The following is a 16,787-nucleotide window of genomic DNA, read 5'->3' on the forward strand; positions in this document are numbered from 1 at the left end:
GAAAAATCTTGAGCGGGCTCAAAAAAGATATTAAAGTGATATCACTTTCAACGGAGAAACCCATGAACGAGACGCCCCCCGCAACCCCGCGCTCCATCCGCAAGGAGCGCCCCTACCGCTCCATCAACGGCTACGGCATCGTCGCGGTGGCGGTGCTGCTGATGGTGCTCGGCGCGGTCGCCATGGCGCAGCGCCTGATGCCGCCGCCAGCGAGCGTGCTGCTGATCGTGGCGGGGCTCGCGCTGGTGCCCGGTCTTTACATGCTGCAGCCCAACGAGGGCATCATCCTCACGCTCTTTGGCGAGTACCAGGGCACCGACCGCACCGAAGGCCTGCGCTGGACCAACCCGCTGCAGACAGGCAAGAAGATTTCGCTGCGCGCGCGCAACCTCAACACGCCGCCGCTGAAGGTGAACGACAAGCGCGGCAACCCGGTGGAGATCGGCGCGGCGGTGGTGTGGAGGGTGCACGACACCGCGCAGGCCGTGTTCGAAATAGACGACTACAACAAGTTCGTCGCCATCCAGGCAGAGGCCGCCATCCGCCACCTGGCCACCCTCTATGCCTACGACAGCGGCGACGACCTGTCCAGCGACGAGACCACGCTGCGCGCCGGGCTCGACACGGTGGCCGACGCGCTCAAGGCGGAGCTCAACCAGCGCTTCGCAAGCGCCGGCGTCGAAGTGCTCGACGCCAAGCTCACCCACCTGGCCTACGCCCCCGAGATCGCGCAGGTGATGCTGCGCCGCCAGCAGGCTGTGGCCATCGTGAGCGCGCGGCAGCAGATCGTGGCCGGCGCGGTCGGCATGGTCGAGGCGGCATTGCGCGGCCTGTCGGAGCGCAACCTCGTGGTGCTCGACGACGAGCGCAAGGCGTCGATGGTGTCGAACCTGCTGGTGGTGCTGTGCTCCGACCGCGAGACACAGCCCGTCGTCAACACGGGTACGCTTTACACCTGACCCCGCCCCCCGTTTCCTGATGGCCAGTCCCGGAAAAAAATCCTATCCCCTGCGCATCGATCCCGCCCTGTGGGCCGAGATCGAGCGCCTGGCGGCGCAAGAGCTGCGAAGCGCGAATGCGCAGGTCGAGTTCCTGCTGCGCGAAGGGCTGGCCAGGCGCGGTCGGCTGCCGGCCGCGGACGCGAAGGACGACGACAAGCCGGCGCCGCCTCGGTGATAACCCCCAATCCGCCGTGGGCGGAATGACAGCCAGGGCTTCTACGATGACAGCTGCGGGCGGCACCGTTCGCCGCCGCTTCCTACTGGAGACACCGTGACGAAGCCCTCTTTCTCTTCCTTCACCCGCCGCGCCGCCCTTCCCCTGCTCGCGGCCTTGGCTCTCGCCGGTTGCGGCGGCATCGGCGGCACGCAGCCCCCTGCAGCCAGCGCGGACATCCACGTCATGACCTCCGGCGGCTTCACCGCCGCCTACAACGACCTGCGCCCGGCCTTCGAGCGCAGCAGCGGCCGCAGCGTCAAGACGGCCTACGGCGCGTCGATGGGCAACGCCGACGACTCGATCCCCAGCCGCCTGGCGCGCAACGAACCGGCCGACGTGGTGATCCTCGCGCGTCCGGCGCTCGACGCGCTGGTCGCGCAGGGCAAGGTGGTGCCGGGCAGCCAGGTCGACCTGGTGCGCTCCTCCATCGGCTTCGCGGTGCGCAAGGGCGCGCCCAGGCCCGACATCAGCACTGTCGATGCGTTGAAGCGCACCCTGATCGCCGCGCCGTCGATCGCCTATTCGGCCAGCGCGAGCGGCACCTACTACGAGACCGAGCTGCTCAAGAAGCTGGGCATCGAGGCCCAGGTGAAGCCCAAGAGCAAACGCATCCTGAGCGAGCGCGTCGGCTCGGTGGTGGCGCGCGGCGACGCGGCGCTGGGGCTGCAGCAGGTGAGCGAGCTGCTGCCGATAGAAGGCATCGACTACATCGGCCCGCTGCCCGCCGAGGTGCAGCGCGTGACGGTGTTCTCAGCCGGCATCGCCACCGCTTCGAAGCAGCCCGAAGCGGCGAAACAGCTGATCCGCTACCTCAACTCGCCGGCCGCCGCGCCGACCATCGCGAAGACCGGGCTGGAGCCGCTGACCGCGCGCTGAGCGGAACACAAGCGCTGCGGCAGCCGGCGAAAACCCGGCACCGCGCGGCCCGCCGCCCTTCGATCCGGGCGACGAGGCGGTGCTCACGGTGGCCGCCCAGCCCTAGCGGCTCTCGATCAGCTGCTTGACGCGGCGCGCCAGCACGTCCATCTCGAAGGGCTTGGTCATCACGTGCATGCCGGGGTCCAGGTGCCCGTGGCTCAGCACGGCGTTCTCCGCGTAGCCGGTGATGAACAGCACCTTGAGGCCGGGCCGCGCGATGCGCGCGGCGTCGGCCACCTGCCGGCCGTTCATGCCGCCAGGCAGGCCCACGTCGCTCACCAGCAGGTCGATGCGCTGGCGCGGCGACTGCAGGATGCGCAGCGCCTCGGCGCCGTCGCCGGCCTCCAGCGTGGCGTAGCCCAGCCCCTGCATCACCTCGACGATGATCATGCGCAGCGCGGGTTCGTCGTCCAGCACGAGCACGGTGTCGCCCTGGTCCGCGCGCGGCGCGAACACGGCCTCGGCCGGCGCGGCCGCCACCTCTTCCTGCATGTCGTGCCGCGGCAGGTAGATGCTGACCGAGGTGCCCTTGCCGACTTCCGAGTAGATGCGCACCTGCCCGCCCGACTGCTTGGCGAAGCCGTAGATCATCGACAGGCCCAGGCCCGTGCCCATGCCGATCGGCTTGGTCGTGAAGAAGGGATCGAAGGCGCGCGCCACCACTTCGGGCGGCATGCCCACGCCGTTGTCGCTGACGGTGAGCGACACGTACTGCCCCATCGGCAGCTCGCGGTCGCGCGCGGTTCGCGAATCGATCCAGCGGTTGGCGGTCTCGATGACCAGCGTGCCGCCCTCGGGCATGGCGTCTCGTGCGTTGATGCACAGGTTGAGCAGCGCATTCTCCAGCTGGCCCGGGTCGGCGTGCACGTTCCACAGGCCCACCGCCGCCACCGTCTCCAGCGCGATGTGCGGGCCGAGGGTGCGGCGCAGCAGTTCCTCCATCTCCGTCACCAGCCGGTTGGCGTTCAGCGGCTTGGGCTCCAGTGTCTGGCGCCGCGAAAAGGCCAGCAGCCGGTGCGTGAGCGCCGCCGCGCGCTTGACCGCGCCCTGCGCCACGCCCACGTAGCGCTCCATGTCGGCCGGCTTGCCGTCCAGGCCGCGCCGGCGCATCAGTTCCAGGCTGCCGCTGATGGCGGCCAGCAGGTTGTTGAAGTCGTGCGCCAAGCCGCCGGTGAGCTGTCCCACGGCCTCCAGCTTCTGGCTCTGGCGCAATTGCTCGCGCGCGGCATCGAGCTCGGCCTCGCGCTCCTTCTGGTCGGTGATGTCGCGCGCGGCGGCATACAGCAGGCCGTTGTCGGGCACGGCTGTCCATGAGAGCCAGCGGTAGCCGCCGCTCTTCGTGCGGTAGCGGTTCTCGAAGCCGGTGGTGCGCTCGCCTCGCATCAGGCGCTCCAGCTCGGCCTCGGTGTGGACCATGTCGTCGGCATGCACCAGCGAGCGGAACGGCATGGCGCGTATCTCGTCGGCGCTCCAGCCCAGCACGGTCTCCCACGCCGGGTTCACGCTCACGAAGTAGCCCTGCTCATTGGCGACGCCCAGCAGGTCCTGGCTCAGGGCCCAGGTGCGGTCGCGCTCGTGGGTGCGTGCCTCGACCTGGCGCTCCAGGGATTCGGCGAAGGCCATCAGCTCGATCTGCGCCTCGCGCCGCGCGATGGCCGAGCGCACGCGGTCGCCGACTTCGCGCACGAAGTCCAGTTCGTCGCGCGACCACGGCCGTACCTGCCCATGGTTGAGATAGAGCAGCCCGACCAGCCCGCCGCGTTCGGTGAGCGGCATGTTGACCACCGCGCGTGCAGTGATGGCTTCCAGCGCATCGGCGTTGTCGCGGGTGCGCGGGTCCAGGCGCGCGTCGGCGAAGGCCACGGTCACGCCGCGGCGTAGGTCTTCGATGTAGGAGCCGTAGTCGCGAAAGTGCAGCAGGCCCGCCAGGCTGGCCACGCCGGGCGCGGTCCAGTCGCGAGCGATGGCGATGGTCTCGGCCGCCGTGTCCACCAGGCCGTAGCCGGCGCGGTCCACGTCGAGGCGCTGCCCGAGCATTTCCGACGCCGCATAGGCGATGTCGCCCGGCTCGTCCATGTCGCGGATGCGGTCGCCCAGTTCCATCAGCGCGAGGCGGCGCGCCTCGGCTTCGACGATGGCCGCGTTGGCGGCGTTCAGCCGGCGCTCCGCCAGCCCCTTGGCGCGGCGGTCGGCGGCCTCCTTGAGCGCGCGGTCCAGCACCACCGGCAGCCGCGCGAGGCGGCCCTTGCTCACGTAGTCGGTCGCGCCGCTCTTGAGCAGCTCGACCGCGTTGTCCTCGCCGATCACGCCCGAGACGAAGATGAAAGGCGTTTCCGGCGCCATGCGGCGCGCCACCTCGAGCGCATGCGCGCCCGAGAACCCCGGCAGCTCGTAGTCGGACAGGATCAGCGAGAAGCCGCCCTTGTTCAGCGCGTCGACGAAGCCGCGCTCGTCGCGCACCACGTGGGTCGTGGCCGACGGCAGGGCCTGCGCCAGCGCCTCGATCAGCAGTTCGACGTCGAAGCGGGAGTCTTCGAGGATCAGGATGCCCGGAGGCTGCGGTGTCGCGGCAGCGGCGCCGCCCGCGCTATTCATGCTTGCGCGCCGCCTTCAGCGAACCCGGCGGCGGCTCGTTGAGCACCGCCCAGAACACGCCCAGCTCGGCAATGGCCGAGACGAAGCGATCGAAAGCCACCGGCTTGACCACATAGGCGTTCACACCCAGCTCGTAGCTGCGCAGCACGTCCGACTCCTCCTGCGACGAGGTGAGCATCACCACCGGAATGCTGCGCAGCGCCGGGCTGGCGCGCACCGCCTGCAGAACTTCGAGGCCGGTCACCTTGGGCAGCTTCAGGTCCAGCAGGATCACGGCCGGGTTGCCTTCGATGCGGTCCGCATGCTCGCCTTCGCGGTGCAGGTATTCGAGCGCCTGCGCGCCGTCGCGCAGCACGACCACGTCGTTGGCGAGTTGGCTGCGCTCCAGCGCGATGAGGGTGAGTTCGAGGTCTCGCTTGTCGTCCTCGACAAGCAGGATCGGCTTAAGCATGTCCTTCTCCATTGGCGGCCGGCGCCGTCGGGGCGGCCGCGTTGTCGGGGCCCGCGCGCGGCAGGATGAAGCCGAAGCTCGCCCCCGCGTCGACTTCCCCTTTTGCCCAGACCGTGCCGCCATGACGCTCCACGATCCGCTTCACATTGGCCAGGCCGATGCCCGTGCCTTCGAAATCTTCGGCCTGGTGCAGCCGCTGGAACACGCCGAACAGCTTGTCGACGTATTTCATCTGGAAGCCCACGCCGTTGTCCTGCACCTCGAGCCCGTCGCCCAGGTCGCTGCGGATGGCGCGCACCGCGATGCGCGACGGGTTGCGGGTGCGCGAATACTTGACCGCGTTGGCCAGCAGGTTGCGCACCGCCACCTGCAGCAGCAGCGGGTCGGCGTAGAGCAGCGGGAGATCGGGGTCGATCTGCCATTCGACATTGCGCTGCGGCTCCAGCCGCTTCAGCTCGCGCACCAGGCCATCGACCAGCGAGCCGCTGTCGACCTCGCGCTGCTTGAGCGCGGAGCGGCCCATGCGCGAGAAGTCGAGCAGCGCATCGACCATCTGCCCCGCGAACGCGGCGGCGTCCTTGACGTGCGAAAGGTAGCGATGGGCCCGGGCACTGAGCTGCTTGCCCTCGCTCTGGGCCACCAGGTCGACGTAGCCTGAAATATGCCGCATGGGCGCGCGCAGGTCGTGCGACACGGTGTACGAAAAAGCCTCCAGCTCCTTGTTGACGCGGCCCAGCTCGGAGGCCACGGAGGCCAGCTCCTCGGCTCGGCGCAGCACGATGCCGATCAGCGCCTGTCGCAGCTCGCCGGCCGCACCGACTTCTGCCGCCGTCCAGGCCGTGGAGCGGCCCCGGATGTGCTCGACCCAGCTCGCGAAGCTCAGGCGCGGATGCATGCGTCCGTTGACCACGGCCTGCGGCTTCTGCGGGTCGCCAGCCCAGCGCACGGTCTGCACGATCTCGGGTCGGAACCAGAGGATCAGGTGCCGGTGAACCTGCGAGATGGAGATGGCGAGCACGCCCGCCGCAACGTCGATGAACTGCCCCGCGGGCGCGAAATGCTCGGCCAGCGCATTGCTTTCGTAGACCTCCACGCCGAGCCCGGCGATCCATTCCGCGAGTTCCTGCACATGCGCCCGGGCGGGCACCTCGCCCACGCACCAGACCTCGTCGTCGAGCACCACCGCGGCACCGGTGGCGCGCATCACGCGCAGCATCAGCGACACCTCGGCCGTGAGGTGCTGCAGCGTGGCGTCGCTCTCGGACAGGTGCGAGACGATCTGCAGCGTGAGCTGGCGCAACTCGAGCCGCTCGGCCACCTCGCCGTTGCTTTCCTTCGACTGGATCTGCAGCGACAGCAACTGGCCCAGGTGCTCGCACGCGAGCCGCGTGCCCGTGTCGAGAAAGCGCGCAGCATGGTCGTGGCACGAGATCAGCCCCCACAGCTTGCCGTCGATGATGATCGACACCGACATGGACGCCAGCGTGCCCATGTTGCGCATGTATTCGAGGTGGATCGGCGAGACGCTGCGCAGTTGCGCCTGCGACAGGTCGATGTCCGCGGCAGTGAGCGCAGCGTCGGTGGCGAGCAGGCGCACCGGCTGGTAGTTGGCATCGGCGATCAGCCGGAAATGGTTGACGAGGTACAGCGCCCTCGCCTGGCGCGGAATGTCGGAAGCGGGGAAGTGATGGCCGTCGTAGCTGTCGTAGCCGGGGTCGGCCTCCTCGGCCAGCACCTCGCCGTGGCCGGCCGCGTCGAAGCGGTAGACCAGGCAGCGGCCGAAGCCGGTGAGCCGTTTCATCTCGCGCGCGGCCAGGCCGCACAGCTCGGCCACCGTGGCGGCCTCCTGCAGCCGCGGCAGGAAGACGCGGCCCAGCGAGTAGATGGGCGCCTCGTTGCCGCCCGGGGGTGAAGCCGCCTCGAACTCGACGATCAGGTGGTTGTCGCTGCGGTGCGCGGAAGTGTCGAAGAAGGCGTGCGCCAGGTTCATCGCGCCGAGCGACACCGGCGAGCCGCCCGGCTGCAGCGCCGGCAGGGCCATGCCGCGGACCGCCGCCAGCGCGGCGGACAGTTCGGCGTCGGGCCAGTTCTCGCTCCATGCGACGAGCGCCAGCGACTCCGGCTGGAGCACCAGCATGCGGCCGTGCGGCTGGATCGAGCCCGGCACGCGGATCGGCTCCAGGTCGCAATTGGACAGGTCGACCTCGACGGGCTCTATGGCCCGCGAACCGGCCAAAAGGTCGGTGGGAGTGATGGGCGGTGGCACGTTGGACAAGGTCAGGCAGCGCGGCCGGGGCCGCGCGTGTTCTCATGAGAATAGGTCGAAAGGATCATGCCAGCGTGTCCCGGGCGCTCTCGTCGGCCAGTTCCTACAGCGCGGCCACCTGCAGGCCGAAGCGCGGCATCAAGGTTTCGAAGCCGGCCACCGCGCCGCGCTGGGCCGAGCCCACGGCGGCCGGATCGCGCAGCGCAGCCGCCAGTTGCGCGACAAAGTCCTTCCACTGGGCGGCCAAGCCGTCGGGCGCGTCGACCGGCTGGAAGTATCGCATCGGGTGCGGCGCCAGCCTCGGCCCCAGGCGCTTGTGCATGGCCATGCCGCCGAGCTGGGAGCCCTCGAGCACGTAGGCCAGGCCCCATGCGAAGGCAGGTTCGCGGGCGGCTTCGGCCAGTTGCGGGGCAAATGGTAGCTCGGGTGGCTCGGGCAGCTCGGCCGATGCGGCCGCGCCCTCCCCGGCCGGCGCCGCGCCGGCGTCTTCGAGGTCGAGCGCGAGCGCGGCCAGGCGCCGGTCGGTGCGCCGCGCCACCCGGTCGAGCCCCGGATCGCCGGGCGCGGCCAGCGCCTGCCGCACGGCCTCCAGCCATGGGCGCAGGGCGCGCAGGTGGGCGGCATAGTCCGCCAGCGAGGCGTTCTCGCGCGCAATCGGCAGGCGGCTGTCCAGCGCTTCATGCAGCGCTTGGGTGGCGTTGCGCAGCGGGCGAAGCACCTCGGCCACGGAGGGCTGGGCTGCCGTGCTTTCCGTACTTTCCATGCTTCCCACGCTCATGGCGCGAGGCTTTCCATCGGCTTGCCGCCGCTCTCCCGCCCTTCGGCCTCGAAACTGGCGCACAGCGAGAAAAAGCCGTCCAGGTCCGCGGCCTTGTCGAACACGGCGTCGGCGCCGAGCTCGCGCGCCCAATCGGCGATTTCCCCGGTGGCGTAGTTGGTCAGCACCACCACGCGCTGGCCGGGCCGGCTGCGGCCGCAGCGCTTGACGATGCCCAGGCCGGAGCCTTCGTGCAGGAACAGGTCGACCACCAGCAGGTCCCAGGCGCCCGGGTTGTCGCCGAGCCAGGCCACCGCGTCCTCCTCGGTGGTGGCGGTGCCGATCAGGTGGATGTCGACCTCGTCCTCCATGGCGGCGATCAGGTTATGGCGAATGTGGGCGTTGTCTTCGACAAGAAAGGTAGAAAGCGGCACGGCGGAGACAAAATTGTTTCTTCGAATATCCCCAAGGGTAAGCGAATCCGCGAGCCTCGCCCGGTGAGCGCGCTTCCCTACATCCGGTAGGAAATGTGGCAAGCGCCCCCGTAAACTGGCGCGCTACCCATCTCCCCCGGCGGCGCCTGCCGACGAATGAACGCCATGACACAGCCTCAGCCGACGACGATCTCCCCCGCCCTCGTTTCAGCCTTCGCGCCCGGCGGCACGCTGCGCGCCTCCATCAACCTCGGCAACCCGATCCTCGCCAACAGGAACCCCGCCGGCGGCGAGCCGGTGGGCGTGTCGATCGACCTGGCGCGCGAATTCGCTCGGCGGCTGGGCGTGGGCATCGAGCTGGTCGTGTTCGAGAAGGCCGCAGCCTCGGTCGACGCGGTGAAGAACGAGAAGGCCGACATCGGCTTCTTCGCCATCGATCCCGCGCGCAGCGAAGGGCTGCTGTTCACCGCGCCCTACGTGCTGATCGAGGGCAGCTACCTCGTGCCCTCGGCCAGCGCCCTGACCGACAACGCGCATGTCGATGCGCCGGGTCATCGCATCTCGGTCGGCGCGGGCAGCGCCTATGACCTGTTCCTGACGCGCGAGATCCAGCAGGCCGAGATCGTCCGGCTGCAGGGCGCCGGCCCGGCGCTGGCGGCACTGCGCGCGGGCGAGGTCGAAGTGGCGGCCGGCATCCGCCAGTTGCTCGAAGGCGAGGCGCAGCGCGCGCCGGGCGTGCGCGTGCTGCCGGGCCGCTTCATGGTGATCCAGCAGGCCATGGGCACGCCGGCCAGCCGGGGCGCCGATGCCCAGGCGCTGCTGGCGGCCTTCGTCGAGGAAATGAAGGCCGCCGGCTTCGTGGCCGACGCGCTGGAGCGCCATCGCATCGAGGGCGCGAGCGTCGCGCCCTCGGCCTGAACGCTCAGAGCTTGTACGCCTCGACCGGCCCCTGCGAATAGAACAGGAAGTAGCCGGTCGAGGTCTGGAAGCCGTTCTTCTTCCAGCCCGCCGGCACCTTGAAGATGCCCAGCTGCCCGCTCGCCACGCCGACGAAGGCGGTGTTCTCCTTGTCGGTGGTGATGCGGCTCCATTGCTCGCGCGTCACGGGCCGCATCTGCATCTTCGGTTCGCTCCACTCGGGTGTGCGCACCTTGTCGCGCATGACGTAGGCGTCGCCCTGGCGCTCGATCTTGATGAGCTCCTTGAGCGCGCCGTTCTGCCTGACGGCGTAGACGCCGACCAGGTCCGCCTCCGGCGCGCCGTTGCCGCTGCCCGCGCCGCATGCGGCCAGCAGCAGCGCCGAAGCGCCGGCGGCCAGCCATTTCTTCGATGCCGTGTTCATGGCTGTCCTCCTTCTCAGCGCTTCGTGTTCTCGCGCAGCTTCAGGTTGCCCTGGAAGCGCAGCGCGTGCGGGTATTCCTCCTTCTCGGCGCCCGCGTCCACGGCGGCCATCTTCTGCTGGCTCTCGCTGGTCTTGGCCAGCAGCGCCGCCGGCAGGTTCACGATGCCCTTGATCTGGTCGTACTGCACCTGAGTGATGCGGCCCACCTGCAGCAGCCGGAAGGCGTCGCGCTCGATGTTCAGCAGCAGCGGCTTGTTGTCGGCAAAGCTCTGCGCCTTGGCCAGCAGCGCGCTCCACGACTGCGCGCTGTAGTTGCTCACGTAGTAGTCCTGCCCGGTCGGCCCGGCCAGCACCGCGGTGCAGCCCGGCAGCTCCACCTGCACCGCGCCCGTGGACATGACGAAGGTCTTGCGCTGCTCCATCGCATCGCCGTACGCCAGCGTGACCGGGATGTTCCAGGTCGAGGCCGGGAACTGGTTCTGGTTGGGGAACGACTCCTGCGTGATGTTGACGTAGGTGCGGTCCGCCGCGCATTGCGCGTCGACCGTGAGCAGCGGCACGCCGGTCTGGCGGATGAAGCTGTCGCCGATGTCGGCCACCTTCTTGCCGCCGCTCACCTTCTCCAGCGAAGTCCACAGCCGCGAGGGCGTGACGTTGCCGAAGCCGTAGTCCTTCAGGTAGATCTGCAGGCCCTTCTGCATCGCCTCTTCGCCGATGTAGTTCTGCACCGTCTCCAGCACGTGGCTGCCCTTGTTGTAGACGAAGATCGACGGGCTGATGAAGCCGAAGGAACCGGCGTCGTTGAGGTTGCGCTGCACCGGCACCGCCGTGTTCTTCAGGTCGGCCACGATCACGTTGTGCTTGTCGAGCACGTAGTCGGAGAAGCTGTAGTACTCGGGGTGGAACTTGATGGTGGTGCGCCTTTCGAACCAGCGCGCGAACGACTCGTTGAGCCACACGTTGTCCCACCAGTCGAGCGTGACCAGGTCGCCGAACCACTGGTGCGCGATCTCGTGCGTGACCACCGTCACCGAATACAGCGTGGGCTTGTCGCCCGGCTTGGTGAGCACCGCGTCGGCAAACTCGAAGATCGCGCCCCAGTTCTCCATGCCGCCGAAGCCGGTGTTGGGCTTGTTGTCGTAGCTGTCGTTGGCGGCGATGGTGTCGAACTTCTTGATCGGCAGCGGGATGCCGGTGTACTTGTAGTAGTAGTCCATGGCCACCTTGGTCCACTCCATCGGGAAGGTCGCCCAGGTGGAGCGGCCCGGGGGCGTGAACCAGCGCAGCGGAATGTCGCTGCCGTCGAGCGGGTTCTTGAAGGTGTCGGGCAGGATGTCGAACTTGCCGCCGCCGAAGAAGGTGAGGTACATCGGCATCGACGGCGTCTTCTCGAACGACACCTGCTGGTAGCCGTCGGGCAGCTTGACGGCGGAAATCTGCGCGCCGTTGGACACCGCCTTCCAGTCGCCGGGCACCTCGGCGGAGATCTCGAAGGTATGGCGGAAGGCCGGCTCGTCCCAGCCCGGGAACCACTGCCGCGCGTAGTTGGTCTCGCCCTGCGTCACGATGGCGTCGCTGCTCACGCCCTCGGGTGTCGAGAGGCCGACCTTGAAGATGCCGGTGGCTGCCGAGCAGAACGGGTTGCGCTGCACTTCCGCGGGCGGACAGAACTCCGCGTCGGAGAACTGGATCTTGCCGTCCCACTCCATGTGCAACAGGTACTTGCCCTTGGCGATCTGGCCGTCGCTCAGCCGCAGCTGCACGAAGTCGCCGAGCGTCTGCGGCGTGGGAATCAGCGGTATCGCCTCGCCGGGGTTCGACACCTTGCGCAAGGTGGTGCGGCCCTTGGCAAAGTTGAGGTTGTGCGCGGCCACGACGATGGCATCGACCGGCTTGAGCACCTCGATCTCCACGTCGCCGCGGCCCACGAAGGTCTTGAGCGCCGCATCGGGGCGGAACCACAGCTTGTAGTTGCTGGGCCAGACGGTGTCGGGCAGTTCCTGCGGCTTGGCCGAGCGGTCCACCGCCGCGGCGGCCAGGTCGCTGGCGGCCACGGGCACGCCGTCGTCGGGCGCCTTCTGCGTGGGATCGACCGCGGGCGCCGAAACCACCGGCCCCGACGACGCGCCGAGGCCGACGCCGCCTCCGCCGAGAGAAGCACCGCCGCCGCTGTCTCCGCCGCCGCCGCAGGCCGTCAGCACGGCGAGGGTCACCGCCGTGATGGCAAGATGATTGACGACGGGTGTGTTGAATTTTTTCATGATCGCCTCTGGGTACTCTTGGTAAGAAGAAGATGCGCCGCCCCGCAAGCGCCGGCGGATAGCCAGCGATGCGCATGGCACGCGCGGATGAGATGGATGAACAACTGCCCATGCAGCGGGCAGCACGGTGCCCTCCCGGCGAACAGGTGGTTCGTCAGGACAGCACACGCACGCAGGAGCCACACCGCGCAGAAAGCGGTGGTCCCAGGATGCGAGGGATGAGCTCGTCCATTCCCGTCAGGCAGCGGGTTGATCGGATGCGGGATGCGCAGCGGGGGCTGGCGGCGCGGAGGGTGCGTTCAGCGCCGCGAGATCGACAGGGCGCGTTCGCGCGTGTCGTCGTCAACGGCACAGGCCATGCTGGCGATGGCAAGAATCTTTGCGGCTCTTCTCGTTGGTTTCACGCGCATTCCCTCGTCCATTGAAGTGCGCCAGTTTTAGCTGATCGAATGCGACGGCTCAACGACTGCCGGAACTTTTCTCTCTCAAAATGTTCGCGCGCCATAGGCCGAATGGAGTCATGGGCCACGGCGCAGCATGCACGCTACGAAGATGGTTCAGCAGCGGCAACACATGCTCACGCAGATGACAAAACTCGAGGGCAAGGACTGTGCGTGCATCGCCACAGTACGAAGGTTCGTGTCGTAGAAAAAACCATGAAAGTTGCGTACCCGGGGCCGCATGCGCCCGGGCACGCCGCGAGCGCTACAGGCCCAATGCGTCCTGCAGCTCGCGCGCCGTCCAGCGCCGGGGCTGCTGCGGCCATGCGCCCAGCAGGCCCACCATGCGCGCGTTGCGCGGCGCGCTCAGGCCATGCTCCTGCGCGAGACGCACGACCTCGCCGCTGAGCGCGTCGATCTCGGTGCGGCGGCCCAGTGCCAGGTCGTCGGCCATGCTGGAGCGCGCCTTGGCATCGATGCGCAGCATGCGCGCCGCGACGATGCGAAACACCCAGTCGGGCAGGCGCAGCAGGCTCGACAAGCGCCGCGCCGGCACCGCAGCCACCTGCGCCGGCGCAATGCCGGCAACGTTGAGGATGCTCAATGCTTCGTCGATCAGCGACGCGAAGCAGCGGCGATAGCCGCGCAGCATCAGCTCTTCGCGCAGCGGCAGACCCGAGAGCGCGTTGACCGGGTTGTTGAGGTTGAGCAGCAGCTTGCCCCACTGCACGGGCAGCAGGTCGGCATGCAGGTCTAGCGGCACGCCGGCGCGCTCGAACACCGGCAGCCAGGGGCGCAGTGCAACGTCGTCCTGCGCGGCCAGCCGGCCGGGCGTGCCGCGGTGGAAGGCGCCGGCGCCGATCTCGGCCACGTTGTAGGGCACCATGCCCGACAGCACGTTGAGCGACGGCCCGGCCTGCGATGCGGCGTCGCTGTTGGAAATGCCGTTCTGCAGCGAAACGACCGTCGTGCCCGCGGGCAACGCGAAGGCCAGTTCGCCCGCGGCCTCGGCCGTGGCACCGCTCTTCACGCACAGCAGCACCAGCGCGGGCCGGGCACCGACGGGCACCTGCTCGCACAGCCGCAGCGAGGAGGCCGGCAGCTTGTGACGGCCGCCGTCCATGTCGGAGAGCGTCAGCCCGTGCGTCGCGAGCTTTTCGAGCACGCGCGGACGGCCGACGAAGGTGACGGGCACGCCCGCCGCCGCAAGGCTGCCGCCGATGAAGCACCCGATGGTGCCGGCCCCCATCACGAGCACTTCACCGGGCATCGCGTCTGGCATGAAACGAAGTGCTTGCGCGCTGGGGGCGTGGCGGCGTCAGGCGCGTTCCGCGACCCAGGCCTGCACCGACTGCAGCGCGGCCGCGAGGCCCGCCGGGTTGGTGCCGCCGGCCATGGCCATGTCGGCCTTGCCGCCGCCCTTGCCGCCGACCTGCTGGGCCACGAAGTTGACCAGCTCGCCGGCCTTGACCTTGGCCGTGCTGTCGGCGGTGACGCCGGCCGCGATCTGCACCTTGTCGCCGTCGACGGCGGCCAGCACGATGGCCGCCGTCTTGAGCTTGTCCTTCAGCTTGTCCATGGTGTCGCGCAGCGTCTTGGCGTCGGCGCCGTCGAGCTTGGCGGCGAGCACCTTGATGCCGTTGACGTCGACCGCCTGCGCCAGCAGCTCGTCGCCCTTGGACGACGCGAGCTTGCCCTTGAGCGAACCCACCTCGCGCTCCAGCGCCTTCACCTGCTCGAGCACCTGCGTGAGCCGGCCCTGCAGCTCGGCGGCCGGCGACTTGAGCGTGGCGGCCACGCTCTGCACGGTCGATTCGAGGTCTTGCAGGTAGGACAGCGCGTTGGCGCCGGTCACGGCCTCGATGCGCCGCACGCCGGCGGCCACGCCGCCTTCGCTGACGATCTTGAACAGGCCGATGTCGCCGGTGCGGTTCACGTGGGTGCCGCCGCACAGCTCGCGGCTGGTGCCGATGTCGAGCACGCGCACGGTCTCGCCGTACTTCTCGCCGAACAGCATCATGGCGCCGGTCTTCTGGGCCGACTCCATGTCCATCACGCGGGCCTGCGTCGGCGCGTTGGCAAGGATCTCGGCGTTGACGCGCTTCTCGATCTCGGTGATCTGCTCGCGCGTGACGGGCGCGTTGTGCGCGAAGTCGAAGCGGGTCTTGTCGGCGTCGACCAGCGAGCCCTTCTGCTGCACGTGGTCGCCCAGCACTTCGCGCAGGGCCTTGTGCATCAGGTGGGTGACCGAGTGGTTGCGCATGGTGGCGGCGCGGCGGGCGGTGTCGACCGCGGCCTTCACTGCGTCGCCGACCTTGAGCGTGCCCTGCGTCTGCGTGCCGTGGTGGCCGAACACGTCGGCCTTGATCTTCTGGGTGTCTTCGACGCCGAACTGCACGCCCTCGGACACGATCACGCCCTGGTCGCCGACCTGGCCGCCGCTCTCTGCATAGAACGGCGTGGTGTCGAGCACCACGATGCCGCTCTGGCCTTCCTTGAGTTCCTGCACGGCGGCGCCTTCGAGGTAGAGCGCCACGACCTTGGCGTTTTCCTCGAGGTGCTCGTAGCCGGTGAAGGTGTTGCCCGCGCCGGCGTATTCGACGTTGCGGTCCATCTTGAACTTGCCGGCGGCACGGCCCGCGGCCTTCTGCTTTTCCATGGCCGCGTTGAAGCCGGCCTCGTCGACGCCCACGCCGCGCTCGCGGCACACGTCCGCCGACAGGTCGAGCGGGAAGCCGTAGGTGTCGTGCAGCTTGAACGCCACTTCGCCCGGCAGCGTCTTGGCGCCGCCGGCCAGCGCCGCGTCGAGGATTTCCATGCCGTTGGCCAGCGTCTCGAAGAAGCGCTCTTCCTCGGCCTTCAGCGTGTCGGTGATGCGCTTTTCATCGGCCACGAGCTTGGGGTACGCGTCGCCCATGAGCTTGACGAGGTCGGGCACCAGCTTGTGGAAGAACGGCTTCTTCTGGCCCAGCTTGTAGCCGTGGCGGATGGCGCGGCGGATGATGCGGCGCTGCACGTAGCCGCGGCCTTCATTCGAAGGGATCACGCCGTCGGCCACCAGGAACGAGGTGGCGCGGATGTGGTCGGCAATCACCTTCAGCGAGTTGTTCGACAGGTCCTGCGTGCCGGTTTCGCGGCCGGCGGCCTTGATGAGCGCGTCGAAGATGTCGATTTCGTAGTTGCTGTGCACGTGCTGCAGGATCGCCGCCAGGCGCTCCAGGCCCATGCCGGTGTCGACGCAGGGCGCGGGCAGTTTCTTGACCGAGCCGTCGGGCTGCATGTCGAACTGCATGAACACGTTGTTCCAGATCTCGATGTAGCGGTCGCCGTCTTCGTCGGGGCTGCCGGGGGGGCCGCCGGGGATCTCGGGGCCGTGGTCGTAGAAGATCTCGGAGCACGGGCCGCAAGGGCCGGTGTCGGCCATCATCCAGAAGTTGTCGGACATATAGCGTCCGCCCTTGTTGTCGCCGATGCGCACGACGCGCTCTGGCGGCAGGCCGATTTCCTTGGTCCAGATGTCGTAGGCCTCGTCGTCCTCGATGTAGACGGTGGCCCAGAGCTTATCGGCCGGCAGCTTGTAGACCTCGGTGAGCAGCTCGAAGGCCCACTTCAGCGATTCGCGCTTGAAGTAGTCGCCGAAGCTCCAGTTGCCCAGCATCTCGAAGAAGGTGTGGTGGCGCGCGGTGTAGCCCACGTTCTCGAGGTCGTTGTGCTTGCCGCCGGCGCGCAGGCAGGCCTGTACCGAGGCGGCGCGCACGTAGGGACGCTTGTCTTCGCCCAGGAACACGTCCTTGAACTGGACCATGCCCGAGTTGGTGAACATCAGGGTGGGGTCATTGCCGGGCACCAGCGAGCTGGACGGCACCACGGTGTGGCCCTTGGAAGCGAAGAAATCGAGAAAGGTCTTGCGGATGTCCGCGACCGTGAATGTGGGCTGGCTCATCTTTGGATTCGTCTTCTGTCGAGGGCGGCGCGGCGATGGCGACCCTCTTGTCGAACCCACTGCGGCGAACCGGCCTAACTGCTTGATTTGCTTGAACAAACGATTATAGGTTTGGCCACGGTTCCCGGGCTGTCCAGGGCAAAACAGCATGATCCGGGCGCC

At 68.5% G+C, this 16,787-nt stretch carries 13 protein-coding genes; 4 read left to right on the forward strand and 9 right to left on the reverse strand.

All coding sequences use genetic code 11. The annotated features are described in order from the left end of the window. The first annotated feature begins 62 nt into the window (after positions 1–62). From C4F17_RS07915 to C4F17_RS07925, 3 genes are all read left to right on the forward strand, one after another. Complete coding sequence (locus tag C4F17_RS07915) at positions 63–959, forward strand: SPFH domain-containing protein (protein ID WP_106934859.1); 897 nt, start codon at positions 63–65, stop codon at positions 957–959. Positions 960–978: 19 nt separating this feature from the next. Next, positions 979–1,176: a hypothetical protein gene (locus C4F17_RS07920; protein ID WP_106934860.1), complete on the forward strand. Its 198-nt coding sequence runs from the start codon at positions 979–981 to the stop codon at positions 1,174–1,176. Between the two features lie 96 nt (positions 1,177–1,272). Further along, entirely contained in the window at positions 1,273–2,094 is an 822-nt protein-coding gene (locus C4F17_RS07925; RefSeq protein WP_081270136.1) for a substrate-binding domain-containing protein, read from the forward strand. Positions 2,095–2,196: 102 nt separating this feature from the next. Here the strand turns inward: C4F17_RS07925 and C4F17_RS07930 are convergent, their stop codons facing one another. The 5 genes from C4F17_RS07930 to C4F17_RS07950 form a co-directional block, all read right to left on the reverse strand. Then, on the reverse strand, positions 2,197–4,731 hold the full coding sequence (locus tag C4F17_RS07930) for a response regulator (RefSeq protein ID WP_106934861.1): 2,535 nt from the start codon (positions 4,729–4,731) through the stop codon (positions 2,197–2,199). Next, on the reverse strand, positions 4,724–5,182 hold the full coding sequence (locus tag C4F17_RS07935) for a response regulator (RefSeq protein ID WP_081270138.1): 459 nt from the start codon (positions 5,180–5,182) through the stop codon (positions 4,724–4,726). The genes C4F17_RS07930 and C4F17_RS07935 overlap by 8 nt, the downstream gene beginning before the upstream one ends. Then, positions 5,175–7,448 carry an ATP-binding protein gene (locus C4F17_RS07940; RefSeq protein ID WP_234382857.1) on the reverse strand — a complete coding sequence of 758 codons (2,274 nt, stop codon included), beginning with the start codon at positions 7,446–7,448 and terminating at the stop codon, positions 5,175–5,177. The genes C4F17_RS07935 and C4F17_RS07940 overlap by 8 nt, the downstream gene beginning before the upstream one ends. Positions 7,449–7,551: 103 nt before the next feature. Beyond that, positions 7,552–8,226 carry a biliverdin-producing heme oxygenase gene (locus C4F17_RS07945; RefSeq protein WP_234382651.1) on the reverse strand — a complete coding sequence of 225 codons (675 nt, stop codon included), beginning with the start codon at positions 8,224–8,226 and terminating at the stop codon, positions 7,552–7,554. Then, positions 8,223–8,639: a response regulator gene (locus C4F17_RS07950; protein WP_081266746.1), complete on the reverse strand. Its 417-nt coding sequence runs from the start codon at positions 8,637–8,639 to the stop codon at positions 8,223–8,225. The genes C4F17_RS07945 and C4F17_RS07950 overlap by 4 nt, the downstream gene beginning before the upstream one ends. 165 nt (positions 8,640–8,804) lie before the next feature. Between C4F17_RS07950 and C4F17_RS07955 the strand changes: the two genes are divergently transcribed. Further along, on the forward strand, positions 8,805–9,557 hold the full coding sequence (locus tag C4F17_RS07955; protein ID WP_106937483.1) for a transporter substrate-binding domain-containing protein: 753 nt from the start codon (positions 8,805–8,807) through the stop codon (positions 9,555–9,557). Between the two features lie 4 nt (positions 9,558–9,561). On the opposite strand, the gene C4F17_RS07960 is transcribed toward C4F17_RS07955, so the two are convergent. The 4 genes from C4F17_RS07960 to alaS all read right to left on the reverse strand — a co-directional run bounded on the left by C4F17_RS07960 (position 9,562) and on the right by alaS (position 16,625). After that, complete coding sequence (locus tag C4F17_RS07960) at positions 9,562–9,981, reverse strand: hypothetical protein (protein ID WP_106934864.1); 420 nt, start codon at positions 9,979–9,981, stop codon at positions 9,562–9,564. A 14-nt stretch (positions 9,982–9,995) separates the two neighbouring features. Further along, entirely contained in the window at positions 9,996–12,242 is a 2,247-nt protein-coding gene (locus C4F17_RS07965; protein WP_106934865.1) for a M1 family metallopeptidase, read from the reverse strand. A 705-nt stretch (positions 12,243–12,947) separates the two neighbouring features. Then, entirely contained in the window at positions 12,948–13,964 is a 1,017-nt protein-coding gene (locus C4F17_RS07970) for a 2-dehydropantoate 2-reductase (protein WP_106934866.1), read from the reverse strand. A gap of 36 nt (positions 13,965–14,000) precedes the next feature. After that, positions 14,001–16,625: an alanine--tRNA ligase gene (alaS, locus tag C4F17_RS07975; protein WP_106934867.1), complete on the reverse strand. Its 2,625-nt coding sequence runs from the start codon at positions 16,623–16,625 to the stop codon at positions 14,001–14,003. Positions 16,626–16,787: the final 162 nt, after the last annotated feature.

Source organism: Variovorax sp. PMC12, assembly GCF_003019815.1.
Taxonomy (GTDB): Bacteria; Pseudomonadota; Gammaproteobacteria; order Burkholderiales; family Burkholderiaceae_C; genus Variovorax.

Excerpts from the sequence above, each read along its gene's own strand:
- C4F17_RS07915 (WP_106934859.1), top strand. The coding sequence starts at position 63 with ATGAACGAGACGCCCCCCGCAACCCCGCGCTCCATCCGCAAGGAGCGC.
- C4F17_RS07920 (WP_106934860.1), top strand. The coding sequence starts at position 979 with ATGGCCAGTCCCGGAAAAAAATCCTATCCCCTGCGCATCGATCCCGCC.
- C4F17_RS07930 (WP_106934861.1), bottom strand. The coding sequence starts at position 4,731 with ATGAATAGCGCGGGCGGCGCCGCTGCCGCGACACCGCAGCCTCCGGGC.
- C4F17_RS07935 (WP_081270138.1), bottom strand. The coding sequence starts at position 5,182 with ATGCTTAAGCCGATCCTGCTTGTCGAGGACGACAAGCGAGACCTCGAA.
- C4F17_RS07945 (WP_234382651.1), bottom strand. The coding sequence starts at position 8,226 with ATGAGCGTGGGAAGCATGGAAAGTACGGAAAGCACGGCAGCCCAGCCC.
- C4F17_RS07955 (WP_106937483.1), top strand. The coding sequence starts at position 8,805 with ATGACACAGCCTCAGCCGACGACGATCTCCCCCGCCCTCGTTTCAGCC.
- C4F17_RS07960 (WP_106934864.1), bottom strand. The coding sequence starts at position 9,981 with ATGAACACGGCATCGAAGAAATGGCTGGCCGCCGGCGCTTCGGCGCTG.
- C4F17_RS07965 (WP_106934865.1), bottom strand. The coding sequence starts at position 12,242 with ATGAAAAAATTCAACACACCCGTCGTCAATCATCTTGCCATCACGGCG.
- C4F17_RS07970 (WP_106934866.1), bottom strand. The coding sequence starts at position 13,964 with ATGCCAGACGCGATGCCCGGTGAAGTGCTCGTGATGGGGGCCGGCACC.
- alaS (WP_106934867.1), bottom strand. The coding sequence starts at position 16,625 with ATGAGCCAGCCCACATTCACGGTCGCGGACATCCGCAAGACCTTTCTC.